Genomic DNA, 16,068 nt, shown 5'->3' with positions numbered 1-16,068 from the left:
CCCGGACTTGGGCAGTCGCGACCTTGCATTGGACGCGGCTGCCCGATCTTTCGCAATGTCATCAACAGAGGCGCGACCATGAGCGAGGCTGTTTCGTCGTCAACCGGCTACTGGAAAAAGAACCAGCAAAGGCTTGCCCCTTGGCTGTTTCTGGCACCTGGCATGGCGATGTTCGTTATCTATGTGCTCTTTCCGATCATCGAGTCGATCTGGATCAGTTTTCATGACTGGGATGGTCTCGGCGATAAGGTCTGGATTGGCCTTGGCAACTATGTCGAGTTGATGGGCGACGATTCCTTCTACACATCGCTCAAGAACAACGTTCTGTGGCTGGTGCTCTATCTGCTCTCCATTCCGGCCGGTCTCGCCGTCGCTCTGTTCCTGAACCAGACCGTTACCGGTATCCGGCTTTACAAGTCACTGTTTTTCTTTCCCTTCGTGATCAGCCAGGTTGTCGTTGGTCTGATCTTCACCTGGTTCTACGCGCCGGATTTCGGGCTGTTCTCGAAGCTGATCGAAAATCTGACCGGACAGCAGATCGCCATTCTGGCGGACGAGCGCTTCGTGACTTACGGAATCATCGTCGCGGGCCTCTGGCCGCAGACGGCCTATTGTATGATCTTGTATTTGACGGGTCTCAACAACATCAATCCCGAACAGGTGGAAGCGGCGCGCATGGATGGCGCCAAGGGCATCAAGCTGCTTTGGTATGTGGTCTTGCCCCAACTCGCGCCGGCAACCTTCATTGCCATGGTCGTGACTGTCATAGGCTCGCTGCGCTGCTTCGACCTGGTATCCATCATGACATCCGGTGGCCCCTACGGCTCAAGCCAGGTTCTCTCCTATTTCATGTATGAGCAGGCGCTGTCGGAATACGGTTTCCGAATGGGCTATGGGGCTGCGATCGCCGTCGTTCTCTTCCTGATCATGATGATCTTCATCACGCTCTTCATCGTGCGCATGCTGATGCAGGAAAGGAATAGCTGATGTTTCCTACTCCCATTCAGAAAGCGTCTCCTTTCGCACAGACCGCCTACAAGGTCGTGCTTCCGCTGGCGCTCGTTCTCTGGTTGTTGCCTCTGATCGGCGTCGCAATCACCTCGGTGCGCCCTGCGAGCGATCTCGCCGCCGGCAACTATTTCGGCATTCCGTCCGGGTTTGGGGGTATCGAAAACTACACTGCAGTGTTCAGGGACTCGCCCATTGGGCTTTACATCCTGAATTCCTTCAAGGTTACGATCCCGACCGTTATCGGCGCCGTCGCTCTATCATGCCTTACGGGTTTTGCACTTGCGGTCTACAAGTTCCGCGCCAACCTGCTGCTGTTCTTCATGTTCGTGGCGGGCAATTTCATTCCATTCCAGATCCTTATGGTGCCGGTTCGAGACATGACCCTGAAGGCTGGGCTGTACGATACAACGCTCGGTCTCGTGCTCTTCCATGTTGCCTTTCAGACCGGGTTCTGCACGCTCTTCATGCGAAACTTCATCAAAGGGCTGCCATTCGCGCTGATTGAATCCGCCCGTGTCGAAGGTGTGTCGGAGTGGCGGATCTTTCGTTACATCGTCCTGCCATTGATGCGTCCGGCCATCGCCGCTCTGTCCGTTCTGGTGTTCACCTTCGTGTGGAACGACTATTTCTGGGCGACGGTCCTGGTGCAAGGCCAGCACGCGATGCCTGTTACGGCAGGACTTTACTCGCTGAACGGTCAGTGGGTTGCCGCCTGGCATCTAGTCTCTGCCGGATCCATCATCGCTGCCCTTCCGCCGGTCGCGATGTTCTTCCTCATGCAAAAACACTTCATTGCAGGCCTGACGCTCGGAGCGACCAAGGGATGACCACCATTGTAAACATCGGCTCGTCCGAGTTCGGTCTGTGCTTGCGCTTGCCCACTCTCGGCATGCCGGAAATTCTGAACTTCGGGGCTGGTCGGCTGCAGCCTGATGCTCTGTTTGAAATCGATCGCTCCAGCCGGATCAACGGCATGGATGTCGCGGTTCCCGCAAACGTTCTGTTGCCAACGGGCGGAATGGGCTATTTCGGCTGGCCCGCAATCTCCGGCCACAGACAAGGCCGCGATTTCATTGCCCAGTTTGGCGACTGGGTGGTCGAAGAGACCGGCCAGACGACGAAATTGACCGGGCGCGATGACGTTGCGAAGCTCGCACTCGCCATCACCTTGTCGGCCTATCCCTCTGGCATCATTGCCATGAATACCACGCTGACAAATATGGGAAATGACGCCTACCAACTGGATCGGTGCATGGCCGGCACATTTCCTGTCGCTTGGCCCGATGTCGAGATCACTACGTTTACCGGAATGTGGGGACGAGAGTTTCAGATCCGTCGCGAGACTCTGGGCACCGGTATCTGGTCGCAGGAAAGTCGCCGCGGGCGTACATCGCATGATCGCTTTCCGATGCTTTATCTGGAAGGCAAAGGCCAGCGTTTTGGCGTGGCGCTCGGATGGAGTGGCGGCCATCAGATCATGATCGATAGAACGGATGATGGCCAGCGGCTGGTTCACCTCGGTGAATTGTTCGAAGCCGGAGAGGTGACCCTGAAACAGGGCGAGAGCTATCAAAGTCCGTGGGCCTATGCAGGTCCTGATCCGGAGGCTTTCCATGCCTTCGTGCGGTGGGAACTGCTCAACTGGCCGGAAGGAAAGATGCAAGCTCGCCCAGTGACCCTGAACACCTGGGAGGGCAACTATTTTGATCATCGCCTGCAATCGCTGAAGGATCAGGCCAGCGCCGCCGCGCAGATCGGGATCGAGCGCTTTGTTCTGGACGATGGCTGGTTTGGCAAGCGCGATGACGACACCACGAGCCTTGGCGACTGGGATATCGATCCGCGCAAATATCCCGAGGGTCTCAAGCCCTTGGTCGATCATGTTACCGGTCTCGGGATGCAATTTGGCATATGGTTCGAACCGGAGATGGTCAATCCGGTCTCTCGCCTGTTCGAGGCACATCCGGATTGGGTGCTGCAGGTGGAAGGCAGGCCGCATCTGCTGTCGCGCAATCAGCTCGTCCTCGATCTGACGCGTGCTGAGGTCACGGATTATCTCTTCGAGAAGATTGATGCGGTCCTTTCAAACCATGCCGTTTCCTACATCAAATGGGACATGAACCGTGACCTGACCCATGCCGGGGGGCGTGATGGCAGGGCAACAATCTCTGCCCAGACCCATGCAGTTTATGCCTTGATGGACCGGATCCGTCAGGCGCATCCAGAGGTCGAAATCGAAAGCTGCGCGTCGGGGGGCGGGCGCATCGATTACGGTGCTCTCGCGCGGACGCACCGCCTTTGGACCTCCGATTGCACTGATGCGTTGGAGAGATTGGAAATCCAACGCGGTGCGTCTCTGTTCATTCCTCCTGAAATTCTCGGAAGCCATATCTCGGCGTCACCCAACCACCAGACGGGGCGTCGTCACAGCCTGTCATTCAGGGCCTTGGTGGCCATGGCCTATCATCTGGGTGTCGAGCTCAACCCGCTTGAACTCTCTGCGGAAGAGAAGTTCGAGTTGAGCACCTACATCACAGAATACAAACGGCTTCGCGAACTCCTACATGCACCCGGTGCAAATTTTCAGCTTGAACCAAAAGATGGCCGTTACGTGTGGGGCGCCGCAAATGCGGGCAAGATCGTGTTGTTCATTGCGCAAGGGCCACAGATGGTGGGCGAACAGCCGGCCCCGCTAAGGTTGCCAGCAAAGCTTGTAGGCTTTGGGGGGCAGTGGAGGATCAGAATGCATCTTCCGGCCGAACCCGATTTCATCCGGATGTCGGATGGGCAACGGCGGTTGCTGGCAGGTGAGATCTCATTCGATATCCGAAACGCGGTCCTGAGCGGATTGCCGCTACCGATGTTGCGACCCGAAAGTGCATTGATGCTTGAACTAGAACGACAAGAGGGAGGCAATACCCATGGCTGACGTAAACCTTCGCGGCGTGAAAAAGCAGTTTGGCGCGCTCAGCGTCATCAAGGGTGTCGACCTCGATGTGAAGGACGGCGAGTTCTGCGTGTTCGTCGGTCCATCCGGTTGTGGCAAATCCACCCTGCTGCGAATGATTGCTGGCCTTGAGGAAATTACCTCAGGCGCGCTTTCCATTGGTGGCAAGGATATGACCAGTGTGGGACCTTCCGAGCGTGGTGTTGCCATGGTCTTCCAGTCCTATGCGCTCTACCCTCATATGACGGTAGCGGAAAACATTGGCTTTGGCCTCAAGATGACCGGCCATTCGAAGCCTCTGATTGCTGAGCGCACCGCCGTTGCCGCGAAGATGCTTCAACTCGAGCCATTGCTCCAGAGAAAGCCGGGCCAGCTCTCCGGCGGCCAGCGTCAGCGTGTCGCCATCGGGCGCGCTATTGTTCGCAATCCGGAAGTCTTCCTGTTCGACGAGCCGCTTTCGAACCTTGATGCGGCTTTGCGTGTACAGATGCGCTCAGAGCTATCGAAGCTGCATCAGGATCTCAAGGCCACGATGATCTACGTCACCCACGACCAAGTCGAGGCCATGACCATGGCTGACAAGATCGTGGTTCTTTCAGCAGGCCGGATCGAGCAGGTTGGTTCGCCGCTGGAGCTCTACCATCGCCCGAACAATCTCTTTGTGGCTGGTTTCATCGGTTCTCCGAAGATGAACTTTCTGAAAGTTACGATCGAGACTGTCGAGAACGGTCAGGCAAGCGTTCTGCTGCCGGGCGGGACCGTGACAATCAAAGTTGGTACCGCAGCCATTCGTCCCGGTCAAATGACGCTTGGCCTGCGCCCCGAGCACATCAATGCTGGCGGGCAGGGGGATGCGATGATTGCGGGTACTGTGAAACTTGCCGAATATCTCGGTTCCGAAACCCTGTTCTTTGTGGCCCTTGCTGACGGCACCGAAATTGCGGTGAAGGCGGATGGTCTCGCTTCGGCCAAGCCAGGCGATACGCTGCAACTCGGCATCAATACAAAGGCCTGCCATCTCTTCGACGAGGAGGGAAATGCGGTCATCAACGGAGATCTCACACGATAATGCTGGGCGTTTGTTATTACCCTGAACATTGGGATGAAGCACGTTGGGAAACCGACGCCCGGCGCATGGTCGAGCTGGGCATTCGTTTTGTTCGCATCGGCGAATTTGCCTGGTCTCGGCTGGAGCCTGCGCGCGGCCAGTTCGCGTTCGAATGGCTTGATCGTGCCATGGATATTCTGGCGCGTGCCGGACTGAAGATTGTGCTCGGCACACCGACTGCGACGCCGCCGAAATGGTTGGTGGATGAATGCCCTGATATCATTCCCTACGACAAGGGCGGAAAGCCACGCGGCTTTGGTTCACGTCGGCATTATACCTTTTCCTCCGAAACCTGGTGGAAGGAGAGCAAGCGCATTGTCGAGATTGTCGCCGAACGGTACGGCAATCACCAGGGTCTCGTTGGTTGGCAAACAGACAATGAATATGGCTGCCACGATACAATCATTTCCTGGGGGCCGGAGGATCTGAAGGCGTTCAAGCGTTGGCTGCGCATGCGCTATCAATCGCCGGATCAGCTGAACGAAGCCTGGGGTTCCGTATTCTGGTCAATGGAGCTGACGAGCTTCGATGACGTAGCGCTTCCGAACCTTACGGTGACCGAACCAAACCCCGCGACGCGGCTGGATTTCTGGCGCTTTCATTCCGATCAGGTTGCGGCCTATGACAAGATGCAGTGCAACATCATTCGCAAGCATTCGCCCGGTCGCTGGATCACGCATAACTTCATGGGCTTTATCCTGGATTTCGACCACTTCAAGGTCGGCGATAATCTGGATCTCGCTTCCTGGGACAGCTACCCAATCGGCTTCGTCGAGAAATTCCCTTTTTCGGAAGCAGAACGAAATCGCTGGGCGGAAACATCCCATCCCGATATCGCGCCATTCCATCACGATCTTTACCGGGCGGTCGGAAACGGCCGGTTCTGGGTGATGGAGCAGCAACCGGGGCCAGTAAACTGGGCTCCATGGAACCCTGTTCCCAAGCCGGGCATGGTGCGACTGTGGACCTGGGAAGCCATTGCCCATGGTGCCGAGGTCGTCAGCTATTTCCGCTGGCGCCAGGCGACGTTTGCACAGGAGCAGATGCATGCTGGCCTCAATCTCGCCGGTCTGGACGAGTTGTCTCCCGGTGGACTTGAAGCTCAGCGCGTAGCGCAAGAACTTGCCAGCCTCGGAACGCTGCCCGATACCCGTAAGGCACGCGTTGCACTGGTCTTTGATTATCAAAGTTACTGGACAACGGTCATCCAGCCGCAGGGCAAAGACTTCCGCTACGAGGAAATCTGTTTCCGCTGGTACGAAGCCGCCCGCCGTCTCGGGCTCGACATCGACTTCGTTCGTCCCGGTGCTTCGCTCGAGGGATATGATCTTGTGCTCGTGCCCTGCATGACGGAGGTCGATGAGGCTGCCCATGCTGCGCTCAAGGCCGCAAGCGGAACAATCCTGATCGGTGCCCGGACCGGCTCGCGCGATCGCAATTTCCGGATCCCGCACAATCTGCCGCCCGGCTCGCTTTCCGAGATGACCGGCAATCGGGTGATTCAGGTCTCGACACTTCGGCCCGGCCTCTCGGATCCGGTTTCAGGGACTGTGGCAGGTAATGGTCTTCGTTGGCGAGAATATCTGCAGACTGACGCTGAGGTTCTTTCCACATTCGCTGGGGGCGATCCGGCACTGACGAAGAAAGACAATGTCTATTACCTTGCCTGCTGGCCAGACGAAAAACTTCTGGCCGCAACTATGAGGTCTGTCGCCACGAAAGCCGGTTTGCCCATTGTTGACGTGCCCGATCATATCCGCATTCGAACCCGTGGCGAGCTGAGTTTCGCGTTCAACTATGGCGATAGCCCATGGTCGATACCCCCGCGCTGCGAAATGGTGCTTGGTGAGCCTATCGTGGCTCCGCAAGAGCTATCAGTCTTTAGATTTAGAACCTGTTCGGGTTGATTCTGAAACTACGAAGCCGGCCTTTGCCGGCTTTTGACGTTCACGGAAGAGGTGTGAAACAGGATTTCGCATCCTTGATCGGTTGTGTGACAATTTTGCTGCAACGCCACAAATGCGCAATATTATTTCTCATAAGGACGTATATCTTTCCAATCTGGAAAGGTGCTCATAAATTCATCGGATAGATGGCAGACTTAAGAGTTCAGGCTCTTTACAAGGTTCGCCTAATAGATATGAGAGTTGGACGCCGCAACAAGCGGGCACGGCATGTTGGATCAGGGGACACGATCCGTCCTCAAGCCATCCATTATGCGTCGCTTGACGAAAAGGCAACAAAAACAAGAAGTTGAACGAGACTCGCGCTTCAAAGATCTTGAAACTACGGCAACAGGCTGATTGCTCGCCTTTGCCGACGGGAGATGAACATGAAATATAAATTTGGTTTCGCCGCTGCCCTTCTCGCAGCATCCTTTCTTTCAACCACTGCGAGTGCGAAGACCTTTGTTTTCTGCTCCGAGGGTTCTCCGGAAGGGTTCGACCCGGGCCTTTACACAGCTGGCACCACCTTCGATGCCTCAGCCCATCCGGTATACAGCCGCCTGCTTGAGTTCGAACCTGGCACAACGAAGCCGGTTGCCGCGCTCGCTGAGAGCTGGAAGGTTTCCGAAGACGGCAAGGAATATACGTTCAAGCTTCGTTCGGGCGTAAAGTTTCAGACCACCGAGTTCTTCAAGCCGACCCGTACGCTGAACGCAGACGATGTCGTCTTTTCGATCGACCGTCAGATCAACAAGAGCAACCCGTGGAACCAGTATATCGCTGGCGCTTCCTGGGAGTATGCCGCTGGCATGGGTTTCCCGGAACTGATCAAGTCAGTTGAGAAGGTCGATGACCTGACGGTGAAAATGGTGCTCAACCGTCCGGAAGCACCGTTCCTTGCCAATCTTGCGATGCCGTTTGCTTCGATAATGTCCAAGGAATATGCCGACAGCCTGGACAAGGCTGGCAAGAAGGAGCAACTGAACCAGATGCCGGTAGGCACTGGTCCGTTCACCTTCATCGGTTATCAGCAGGATGCCGTCATCCGCTACCAGAAGAACGCCGATTACTGGGGTGGCGCGCCGAAGATCGACGATCTGGTCTTCGCGATCACTACAGACGCTGCCGTTCGTTACCAGAAGCTTAAGGCTGGCGAATGCCACCTGATGCCTTACCCGAACGCTGCCGACGTGACGTCGATGAAGTCCGACAGCAACCTGAAGGTCATGGAGCAGGAAGGCCTCAATATTGCCTACCTCGCCTACAACACGACACAGGCGCCTTTCGACAAGCCTGAAGTTCGCAAGGCGCTGAACAAGGCGATCAATAAGAAGGCAATCGTGGACGCCGTATTCCAGGGTATGGCAACGCCTGCCAAGAACCCGATTCCACCGACAATGTGGTCGTACAACGACAAGGTTCAGGACGACAGCTACGATCTGGAAGCAGCCAAGAAGATGCTGGCGGATGCAGGCGTCAAGAACCTTTCGATGAAGGTCTGGGCAATGCCGGTTTCGCGCCCGTACATGCTCAACGCTCGTCGCGCTGCCGAAATCATCCAGGACGATTTTGCAAAGATCGGCGTGAAGGTCGAGATCGTGTCTTACGAATGGGCTGAATACCTGCAGCGTTCGAAGGCCAAGGATCGTGACGGCGCGGCCATGCTGGGCTGGACCGGTGATAATGGCGATCCGGACAACTTCCTCGATACGCTTCTGGGATGCGATGCAGTGGGCGGCAATAACCGCGCTCAGTGGTGCAACAAGGAGTTCGACGCCCTCGTGAAGAAGGCAAAGGTCACCTCCGACCAGGCAGAGCGCACGAAGCTCTATGAAGAGGCGCAGGTCGTGTTCAAGCGCGAAGCGCCTTGGGCGACGCTCGACCACTCTTTGTCCATCGTGCCAATGCGTAAGAATGTTACCGGCTTCGTTCAGAGCCCGCTTGGCGATTTCACATTTGAAAATGTCGACATTACCGAGTAAGTTTTCGGTGTAATCCTAAACTGGGCCGCGGGATGAGGGCATTCCGCGGCCTTTCCTCAGCCTGGACGATCAGATTATCGTCAGATGAAGGCTGGCACTTCCGACGGCCGACTCCGTGGAACCGCCAGACCCAAGAAAAATAAGCAGGTTTCATCCATGTTTGGCTTTCTTTTGAGACGGCTTGCCGTCTTGATCCCGACATTTATCGGGGTATCAATCATTGCCTTTGCGTTCATTCGTCTGCTGCCGGGTGATCCGGTTGCCCTGCTGTCGGGCGAACGCGTCATGTCGCCCGAGCGCCATGCGCAGATCAGTGCGCAACTCGGTCTGGATCGGCCTATGGTCATCCAATACCTTGATTATCTCGGCGGTGTGGTCACGGGCGACTTCGGCACCTCGATCGTTTCGAAAACGCCTATTCTGAAGCAGTTCCTCGCGCTCTTTCCGGCAACCGTGGAGCTATCATTCTGTGCGATCATCATTGCCGTCGCCCTGGGCATTCCAGCTGGCGTCATCGCGGCAATCAAGCGCGGCTCTGCTGTCGACCAATCCATGATGGGCATCGCCCTTGTCGGCTATTCGATGCCGATCTTCTGGTGGGGCCTGCTGCTCATCATTTTGTTTTCCGGCATTCTTCAGTGGACACCGGTTTCCGGCCGCATATCGCTGATGTTCTATTTCAAGCCGGTGACAGGCTTCATGCTGATCGACTCCCTGCTGTCCGGTCAGAAAGGTGCCTTTTCATCTGCGGTCAGCCATCTCATCTTGCCGTCTATCGTGCTGGCGACCATTCCTCTCGCTGTCATTGCGCGCCAGACGCGCTCTGCAATGCTGGAAGTGCTCTCTGAGGATTATATTCGCACTGCGCGCGCCAAGGGCCTTTCCCCGTTCCGCGTCGTTGGCCTGCATGCGCTGCGCAATGCCATGATCCCGGTCATAACAACAATAGGTCTGCAGATTGGCGTGATGCTGGCCGGTGCCATTCTCACGGAGACGATCTTCTCCTGGCCGGGTATCGGCAAGTGGATGGTGGATAGCGTTTTCCGTCGCGATTATCCGGTTATCCAGGGCGGACTGCTTTTGATCGCCGGTATCATCATGATCGTCAACCTCATCGTTGATTTGCTCTACGGGCTCGTCAACCCGCGTATCCGCCACTAAGAAGGAGAAAATCCCATGGCAGAAGCGACCAAGACAGAAACAGTGACCAGCGCGGCTTTGCGCCGCCAGATGCTCAGCGAATTCTGGTTCTATTTTTCCGAAAACCGCGGCGCGGTCATCGGCCTCGTTGTTTTCATTGCATTGGTCATCGTGGCTGTGTTCGCACCGCTGATTGCACCGCACTCGCCCTTCGAGCAGTACCGTGACGCTGTCCTTGTCCCTCCCGCCTGGCTTCAGGGTGGGCGTGCGACCTACCTGCTCGGCACAGATGCGGTGGGAAGAGATATCCTCTCGCGACTGATCTACGGCGCGCAGTATTCCCTGTTTATCGGTCTGTTCGTCACGACATTGTCGTTGACCGGAGGGATTGTGGTGGGCCTAATTGCAGGCTATTGCCGGGGCTGGGTCGATACGGTCATCATGCGCCTGATGGATATCATCCTCGCATTTCCGTCCCTGTTGCTGGCACTGGTGCTGGTCGCTATCCTCGGGCCAAGTCTGACCAACGGAATGATTGCAATTGCGTTGACGTTGCAGCCGCATTTTGTGCGTCTCACACGTGCAGCGGTCATGGCGGAATTGACGCGGGACTACGTGACCGCAGCCCGGATTGCCGGAGCTGGGCCTTTCCGGTTGATGTTCAGGACCATCCTGCCAAATTGCACGGCACCTCTGATCGTGCAGGCAACGCTATCATTCTCGAACGCTATTCTGGATGCGGCTGCACTCGGTTTCCTGGGAATGGGAGCCCAGCCACCGGCACCGGAATGGGGCACCATGCTGGCGGAAGCGCGCGAGTTTATTCTGCGTGCATGGTGGGTGGTCACCTTCCCGGGCCTTGCAATCCTGATCACCGTTCTTGCAATCAATCTCATGGGTGACGGTCTGCGCGATGCGCTCGATCCCAAGATGAAGAGGTCCTGATCATGGCGCTTCTTGATATTCAGAACCTGACCGTTCAGTTCGAGACCGCAAGTGGCTGGTTCAAGGCTGTTGATGGTGTGTCGCTCTCAGTCAACGAAGGCGAAGTTCTTGCCATCGTCGGGGAAAGCGGTTCAGGAAAGTCCGTTTCCATGCTCGCAGTTATGGGCCTTCTGCCTTGGACAGCCAAGATCACGGCTGACAAGATCGAGTTCCAGGGTCGGGACATCAGCAAATTGCCCGATGCAGAACGGCGGAAGCTGATCGGTAAAGATATGGCAATGATCTTCCAAGAGCCCATCGCCAGCCTGAACCCGTGCTTTACCGTTGGCTTCCAGATCGAGGAAGTGTTGCGCATCCATATGGGTATGGGCAAGGCGCAGCGGCGCGCGCGTGCGATCGAGCTATTCAAGCTGGTTGGTCTGCCGAACCCAGAGGAAAGGCTCAATCATTTCCCGCATCAGATGTCTGGTGGTCAGTGCCAACGCGTGATGATTGCCATGGCGATTGCCTGCAATCCCAAGCTCCTGATTGCAGATGAGCCTACTACGGCATTGGACGTGACAATCCAGAAGCAAATCCTCGACCTCCTCTTAAACCTGCAAACCGAGCATGGCATGGGCCTGATCATGATCACCCACGATATGGGCGTCGTCGCAGAAACGGCGGACCGGGTCATCGTGCAGTACAAAGGGCGGAAGATGGAGGAGGCCGATGTCCTGTCTCTGTTCGAAGCTCCGAAGAACGCCTACACCCGCGCGCTTCTGGCCGCCCTGCCGGAAAACGCTACCGGCAATCGCCTGAGCACAGTTTCCGATTTCGTTTCCACCGCTGAACTTGCGGGAGATGTTCCATGAGACCTTCCGATCTGAAACAGGCTGAAACAATGCTTGAGATCCGCAACATCAAGCAGGATTATCGCGTTCCTCAAGGTCTCTTCAAGCCAGAGAAGATCGTGCATGCCGTGAAAGGCGTGTCGTTCAAGCTGGAGAAGGGCAAGACACTGGCCATCGTCGGCGAAAGTGGTTGTGGAAAATCGACCCTCGCCCGTATTCTGACCTTCATCGATCAGCCGACCGCGGGAGAGCTTTTGATCGATGGGAAGCTTGTTGATACGAGACCTGGGCATCTGACGGCTGAGATGCGCCGGAAGGTGCAGATCGTTTTTCAGAACCCCTATGGCTCTTTGAACCCACGCCAGAAGATTGGCGATGTACTCGGCGAGCCCTTGGCTATCAACACGAAGATGTCGGCAGCCGAACGGCGTGATCGCGCGACGGAAATGCTCATCAAGGTTGGGCTTGGACCAGAGCACTACAATCGCTATCCGCATATGTTCTCAGGCGGCCAACGCCAGCGTATCGCCATCGCTCGAGCGCTGATGCTCAATCCGAAACTGCTTGTTCTCGACGAGCCTGTTTCGGCGTTGGATCTCTCGGTACAGGCACAGGTTCTCAATCTGCTGGCTGATCTGCAGGACGAATTTGGCCTGACTTACGTTTTCATCAGCCATGATTTGTCTGTCGTGAAGTATATCGCAGACGAAGTCATGGTGATGTACTACGGAGAGGCCGTCGAATACGGTACGCGAGAAGAGGTGTTTTCGAACCCAAGCCACCAATACACCAGAACCTTGTTTGCGGCGACTCCACGCGCAGATGTTGACTCTATCCGTCAGCGTATTGCTCGCAAGGCCGCTCGCGGCTGACGGGGCAGGGGCGCCGAAAATATCCGGCGCCTTTTGTCATCTGGATGGCCGATATTTTTTGTCGTTTATGTTCTTATCTTCTTAATTTGCTGTGATTCTAGGGCCTTATTTCAGCTGACTGATGTTGTTTGATCAGCAGAGCGACAGGCATCCCAAAATATACGAGTAACCAGCGGATGCTGCTGGATTTACTGCGGTGTCATCAACCGATTACCAGAGCGGATATTACTGATCTGACTGATCTGACGCAGCAATCCGTCCACCGGATACTCGAGGTTCTGATTGCAGATGGCTTGGTCGTTACCGAACGCGGAAAACCCAACGGACGTGGCAAGCCCAGTCCATTGCTGCAATTGAATAACGCTGTGCGGTATTCTTTGGGCATAGCCATTGATGACGATACCATGCGCATCAGTGTGATAAACTTCAGCGATATCCCAGTATTCGAAAGAAGCATAGCCGTTGCCGCCTTGACCGATACCCACTCCTGGGGGGCGTTTGTCCAGATGATTGAGAGTATGCTGGGTGAACTTGGCATTCGACGCCGGCAACTCTGCGGCATTGGTGCGGCCAATGACATCAAGTGTAACCCGGCAGAAGGCGGGTTCGATTTCGTGCGTTTTCCGCAAGTACTTGGCGATACGTGGTGTGTGCCTGTTTTCGCAGAGAGCCTTGCTGCCGCGTCGACCATTGGGGAGAGCCTGTCTGGAGTAGGCAAACGTCTCGGAAACTTGGCTTTCATTTGCCTCGACAAATACGTTTCCGGTGCACTTGTATCGAACGGAGTCCTGTTTCGGGGGTCTCATGAAAATGCCGGAAACTATCGCTACCTACTCTCCGGCGTTGAGGAACTGGATCGTGTCTCCCTTCGTGGGCTCCACGCCGCGGTTCAGCGAAACGGCGTCGATGTCGCGAATGTAGAAGGTCTGCTCGACCGGTTCGACATGGGCTTGCCGGGTGTCCTCCAATGGATCAACGACGTCAGCGATACTTACCTGCATCTCTTCAGGGCACTCTTCGGTATCTTTGATCCTGATGCCATTGTTCTCGGCGGGCGCGTACCGCAATTTCTGAGTGCCTTTCTCCTTCAGGAGATATCGAGGAAACTTATACCGCCGGGAATGATCGCCCCTCGCGCTTTGCCATCTCTCTTGCAAAGTGAAGTTGCCGGGGATAGCGCAGCGATTGGTTCCGCCCTTCTGCCCTTGAAAAATCTCTTCTTTCGTTAGCGCTTTAAAAGCCCTTGAGCGTTCCGGACGGCGCGCGGCCAAATCTTTCCCTGTACTCTGCAGCAAATCTTCCCAAATGCACGAAACCCCATCGACGTCCGATATCGCTGACTGAAACGCCTGGTGGCGCCCATTCCAGCTCTCTATGTGCGGCCTGCAGCCTTAGTTCTTTGAGATAAGCCATAGGTGTCGTCCCACGAAACTGCTTGAAACCTTGCTGTAGCGTGCGCGGGCTGACATTAACTTCAGTGGCGATGCATTCCACGGTCAATGCGTTTGGCAAATTAGCCTGCATGAATGAGATGGCACGCTCGATGTATTTGGGTGTTGCAAGATTATTGGTGTTTTCCACGGAGCGAGTGTAGTTGTGCCAGACCAGTTCGACGAGGCAACAGAGGATGGAATCCGTGAGGCTTCTGTGCGTCGAGCTTAGATTGCTTTCAGACGTCAAGCCGTCAACCAGTGCTTTGGTCAAGAGGTTAAGGAGCCGGCCAGCTTCGCTTTCGATCTTCAAGGTCAGTTGAAACTGAAGTCTTTCATGGATGGCGCAACCCAATAGCTCGCTCAGTTTTCGACGCAGATCTGTCTGAGGTATCTCCAGCACCATATGCGTTCGATCCGGCCCGAGTTGAAGTCCGGCAATCTGTCGGGCCTGGGCAAGAACGATGACATCCTCACCCGCATCTATGCACTGGCCTGCGATGTGAAGTCGGGCGCTGCCGCTGACAGGGATGAACACGACCAAGCGATCTGTCGGGTCCTGAAGCGTAATCGTACACTCCCCCTTTAGTTTTAGAGAACCCGCAATGACGGAGCCTACCTTGGTGATGTACTGCTCGAAGTAAAAGCACGGACTATTGGCGCTTACGGTTGCCTTGCAACCCGTCAGCTCCAGAACATGCGCAAAGATTGCGGGGTCTTTACCTGAAACAGATCTTACTGTTGGTTGAAATTCATTTGGGGTCAACATCAACACGGTACACGCCTTTTGCACAGACTCACGCTAGGAGCAGAGGTTCAATCATGTAAGCAACGTGGTCCATATTAGCGTTGAGCCGCTTACGGCTTATGACGTAATTCATTCAAATTGCACCAAATCTGCGTTTTTGGGCACACTTAATCCATTCAGCGCAAGGGCTGAGTGAAAAACTGAGTATATGCAATATGCGAAAAAATGAATGTACTTTACATATGGTTAACTTAACTATATGTTAACAATAATAATTTGACAAAGTCTCATCTGGAAGTACCTTTTACGTATATCAGAGAAACACTGGAGGTTCACAGATGGCTGTCTCGGGTGCTGGAAGCGGCGGTTCGTCCGGCGTGACGTCTACGACCACTGGTTCGGCGGGCGGAAGTGGGAGCGGTAGTGGCACTGGAAAAATCAGTCCCGAGGGTAAGGCGTTTGAGTCCATGCTCGCGCAAGGGCTGATGTCCGATCTGGATATGCAGAAGAAAATTTTCGATCCGCTCAAGGAGGCTCTGGACGAAAGCAAGGATGAATAATGTTTCCAGGGTTGGCTTTTTGTTTGGAGTAGCAAGCCATGAGAACTGCAGAAGACATTGCAAAGCTTACAGACGTAGCGGCTGGTGCCAATGGTGGAGCTCAGTCAAAACTTGATGCGCTGAAAGCAGAATTGTTGGCGCGTTTTAGCGGAGCGGCTCCAGGAGGGCCTGTCCAGTTCGCATACTCGGCCGGTTCCCAGGATCGTATTGCGCGCCGTCGAATTTCACCCTACGAGGCCAAACAAGCCGCACCCTCAACCTATGTGGGCTCTGAGAGCTCCAGCCCAGGCGCATCCGTGTTTGCTCCTTTCTTTTCGCAATTGCCGCCGCAGCTCATGGGAACTCATGGACACCAGGGCGGACCGCTGTTGGTGGACGTGCGCATCAACGAAGAGGATGGCGAGCGCTCAACAGAAAGTCATCTTGTTGATGCAGCAATGGACGAGTTCGAGGCCGCACAGCGCAATTCCGCAAGCCTCGGTTTAGCGAGTGCGTTGGTACAGACAGCACTCGCTTCGTTCAAGCGTCTCACGCAAGGACAGTAGA

General features: G+C 55.4%; 14 protein-coding genes. 13 read left to right on the top strand and 1 reads right to left on the bottom strand.

Going from position 1 to position 16,068, the window contains the following annotated elements; translation table 11 throughout:
- Positions 1-78: 78 nt before the first annotated feature.
- The 11 genes from E8M78_RS18105 to E8M78_RS18055 all read left to right on the top strand — a co-directional run bounded on the left by E8M78_RS18105 (position 79) and on the right by E8M78_RS18055 (position 14,013).
- Positions 79-987: a sugar ABC transporter permease gene (locus E8M78_RS18105; RefSeq protein ID WP_137136381.1), complete on the top strand. Its 909-nt coding sequence runs from the start codon at positions 79-81 to the stop codon at positions 985-987.
- Positions 987-1,838, top strand: a complete 852-nt coding sequence (locus E8M78_RS18100; protein ID WP_137136380.1) for a carbohydrate ABC transporter permease — start codon at positions 987-989, stop codon at positions 1,836-1,838. The genes E8M78_RS18105 and E8M78_RS18100 overlap by 1 nt, the downstream gene beginning before the upstream one ends.
- Positions 1,835-3,940, top strand: coding sequence for an alpha-galactosidase (locus E8M78_RS18095; RefSeq protein ID WP_137136379.1), 2,106 nt, complete (start codon positions 1,835-1,837; stop codon positions 3,938-3,940). Before E8M78_RS18100 ends, E8M78_RS18095 begins: the two co-directional genes overlap by 4 nt.
- On the top strand, positions 3,933-5,027 hold the full coding sequence (gene ugpC / locus E8M78_RS18090) for a sn-glycerol-3-phosphate ABC transporter ATP-binding protein UgpC (protein WP_137136378.1): 1,095 nt from the start codon (positions 3,933-3,935) through the stop codon (positions 5,025-5,027). Before E8M78_RS18095 ends, ugpC begins: the two co-directional genes overlap by 8 nt.
- Entirely contained in the window at positions 5,027-6,973 is a 1,947-nt protein-coding gene (locus E8M78_RS18085; protein ID WP_137136377.1) for a beta-galactosidase, read from the top strand. The genes ugpC and E8M78_RS18085 overlap by 1 nt, the downstream gene beginning before the upstream one ends.
- A 425-nt stretch (positions 6,974-7,398) precedes the next feature.
- Positions 7,399-8,994, top strand: a complete 1,596-nt coding sequence (locus tag E8M78_RS18080; protein ID WP_137136376.1) for an ABC transporter substrate-binding protein — start codon at positions 7,399-7,401, stop codon at positions 8,992-8,994.
- Positions 8,995-9,150: 156 nt separating this feature from the next.
- Complete coding sequence (locus E8M78_RS18075) at positions 9,151-10,155, top strand: ABC transporter permease subunit (protein ID WP_137136375.1); 1,005 nt, start codon at positions 9,151-9,153, stop codon at positions 10,153-10,155.
- A 15-nt stretch (positions 10,156-10,170) separates the two neighbouring features.
- Positions 10,171-11,079 (top strand): ABC transporter permease subunit, encoded by a 909-nt coding sequence (locus tag E8M78_RS18070; RefSeq protein ID WP_137136374.1) that lies wholly within the window; start codon positions 10,171-10,173, stop codon positions 11,077-11,079.
- A 2-nt stretch (positions 11,080-11,081) separates the two neighbouring features.
- Positions 11,082-11,933 (top strand): ABC transporter ATP-binding protein, encoded by an 852-nt coding sequence (locus E8M78_RS18065; RefSeq protein ID WP_137136373.1) that lies wholly within the window; start codon positions 11,082-11,084, stop codon positions 11,931-11,933.
- Positions 11,930-12,784, top strand: coding sequence for a dipeptide ABC transporter ATP-binding protein (locus tag E8M78_RS18060; protein WP_137136372.1), 855 nt, complete (start codon positions 11,930-11,932; stop codon positions 12,782-12,784). The genes E8M78_RS18065 and E8M78_RS18060 overlap by 4 nt, the downstream gene beginning before the upstream one ends.
- Positions 12,785-12,960: 176 nt before the next feature.
- Positions 12,961-14,013 (top strand): ROK family transcriptional regulator, encoded by a 1,053-nt coding sequence (locus tag E8M78_RS18055; RefSeq protein ID WP_137136371.1) that lies wholly within the window; start codon positions 12,961-12,963, stop codon positions 14,011-14,013.
- 4 nt (positions 14,014-14,017) lie between these two features.
- On the opposite strand, the gene E8M78_RS18050 is transcribed toward E8M78_RS18055, so the two are convergent.
- The gene (locus tag E8M78_RS18050; RefSeq protein ID WP_246658385.1) at positions 14,018-14,983 is read right to left on the bottom strand and encodes a helix-turn-helix transcriptional regulator; all 966 of its coding nucleotides are present in this window, start codon (positions 14,981-14,983) and stop codon (positions 14,018-14,020) included.
- A 317-nt stretch (positions 14,984-15,300) separates the two neighbouring features.
- Here E8M78_RS18050 and E8M78_RS18045 point away from each other — a divergent pair, with 317 nt between their 5' ends.
- Positions 15,301-15,522, top strand: a complete 222-nt coding sequence (locus E8M78_RS18045; RefSeq protein WP_137136369.1) for a hypothetical protein — start codon at positions 15,301-15,303, stop codon at positions 15,520-15,522.
- 38 nt (positions 15,523-15,560) lie between these two features.
- Positions 15,561-16,067, top strand: a complete 507-nt coding sequence (locus E8M78_RS18040) for a hypothetical protein (protein WP_137136368.1) — start codon at positions 15,561-15,563, stop codon at positions 16,065-16,067.
- Position 16,068 lies beyond the last annotated feature (1 nt).

The organism is Rhizobium sp. FKY42, from assembly GCF_005222835.1.
In the GTDB taxonomy this organism is placed as follows: Bacteria; Pseudomonadota; Alphaproteobacteria; order Rhizobiales; family Rhizobiaceae; genus Neorhizobium.
The sequence above is the reverse complement of the archived record's forward strand: the minus strand, read 5'-3'. Positions and strand labels throughout refer to the sequence as shown.

What these genes read in the sequence shown, in the direction of transcription:
- E8M78_RS18105 (WP_137136381.1), top strand. Translation starts at nt 79, where the DNA reads ATGAGCGAGGCTGTTTCGTCGTCAACCGGCTACTGGAAAAAGAACCAG.
- ugpC (WP_137136378.1), top strand. Translation starts at nt 3,933, where the DNA reads ATGGCTGACGTAAACCTTCGCGGCGTGAAAAAGCAGTTTGGCGCGCTC.
- E8M78_RS18055 (WP_137136371.1), top strand. Translation starts at nt 12,961, where the DNA reads ATGCTGCTGGATTTACTGCGGTGTCATCAACCGATTACCAGAGCGGAT.
- E8M78_RS18060 (WP_137136372.1), top strand. Translation starts at nt 11,930, where the DNA reads ATGAGACCTTCCGATCTGAAACAGGCTGAAACAATGCTTGAGATCCGC.
- E8M78_RS18080 (WP_137136376.1), top strand. Translation starts at nt 7,399, where the DNA reads ATGAAATATAAATTTGGTTTCGCCGCTGCCCTTCTCGCAGCATCCTTT.
- E8M78_RS18095 (WP_137136379.1), top strand. Translation starts at nt 1,835, where the DNA reads ATGACCACCATTGTAAACATCGGCTCGTCCGAGTTCGGTCTGTGCTTG.
- E8M78_RS18045 (WP_137136369.1), top strand. Translation starts at nt 15,301, where the DNA reads ATGGCTGTCTCGGGTGCTGGAAGCGGCGGTTCGTCCGGCGTGACGTCT.
- E8M78_RS18040 (WP_137136368.1), top strand. Translation starts at nt 15,561, where the DNA reads ATGAGAACTGCAGAAGACATTGCAAAGCTTACAGACGTAGCGGCTGGT.
- E8M78_RS18065 (WP_137136373.1), top strand. Translation starts at nt 11,082, where the DNA reads ATGGCGCTTCTTGATATTCAGAACCTGACCGTTCAGTTCGAGACCGCA.
- E8M78_RS18070 (WP_137136374.1), top strand. Translation starts at nt 10,171, where the DNA reads ATGGCAGAAGCGACCAAGACAGAAACAGTGACCAGCGCGGCTTTGCGC.
- E8M78_RS18085 (WP_137136377.1), top strand. Translation starts at nt 5,027, where the DNA reads ATGCTGGGCGTTTGTTATTACCCTGAACATTGGGATGAAGCACGTTGG.
- E8M78_RS18050 (WP_246658385.1), bottom strand. Translation starts at nt 14,983, where the DNA reads ATGTTGACCCCAAATGAATTTCAACCAACAGTAAGATCTGTTTCAGGT.
- E8M78_RS18075 (WP_137136375.1), top strand. Translation starts at nt 9,151, where the DNA reads ATGTTTGGCTTTCTTTTGAGACGGCTTGCCGTCTTGATCCCGACATTT.
- E8M78_RS18100 (WP_137136380.1), top strand. Translation starts at nt 987, where the DNA reads ATGTTTCCTACTCCCATTCAGAAAGCGTCTCCTTTCGCACAGACCGCC.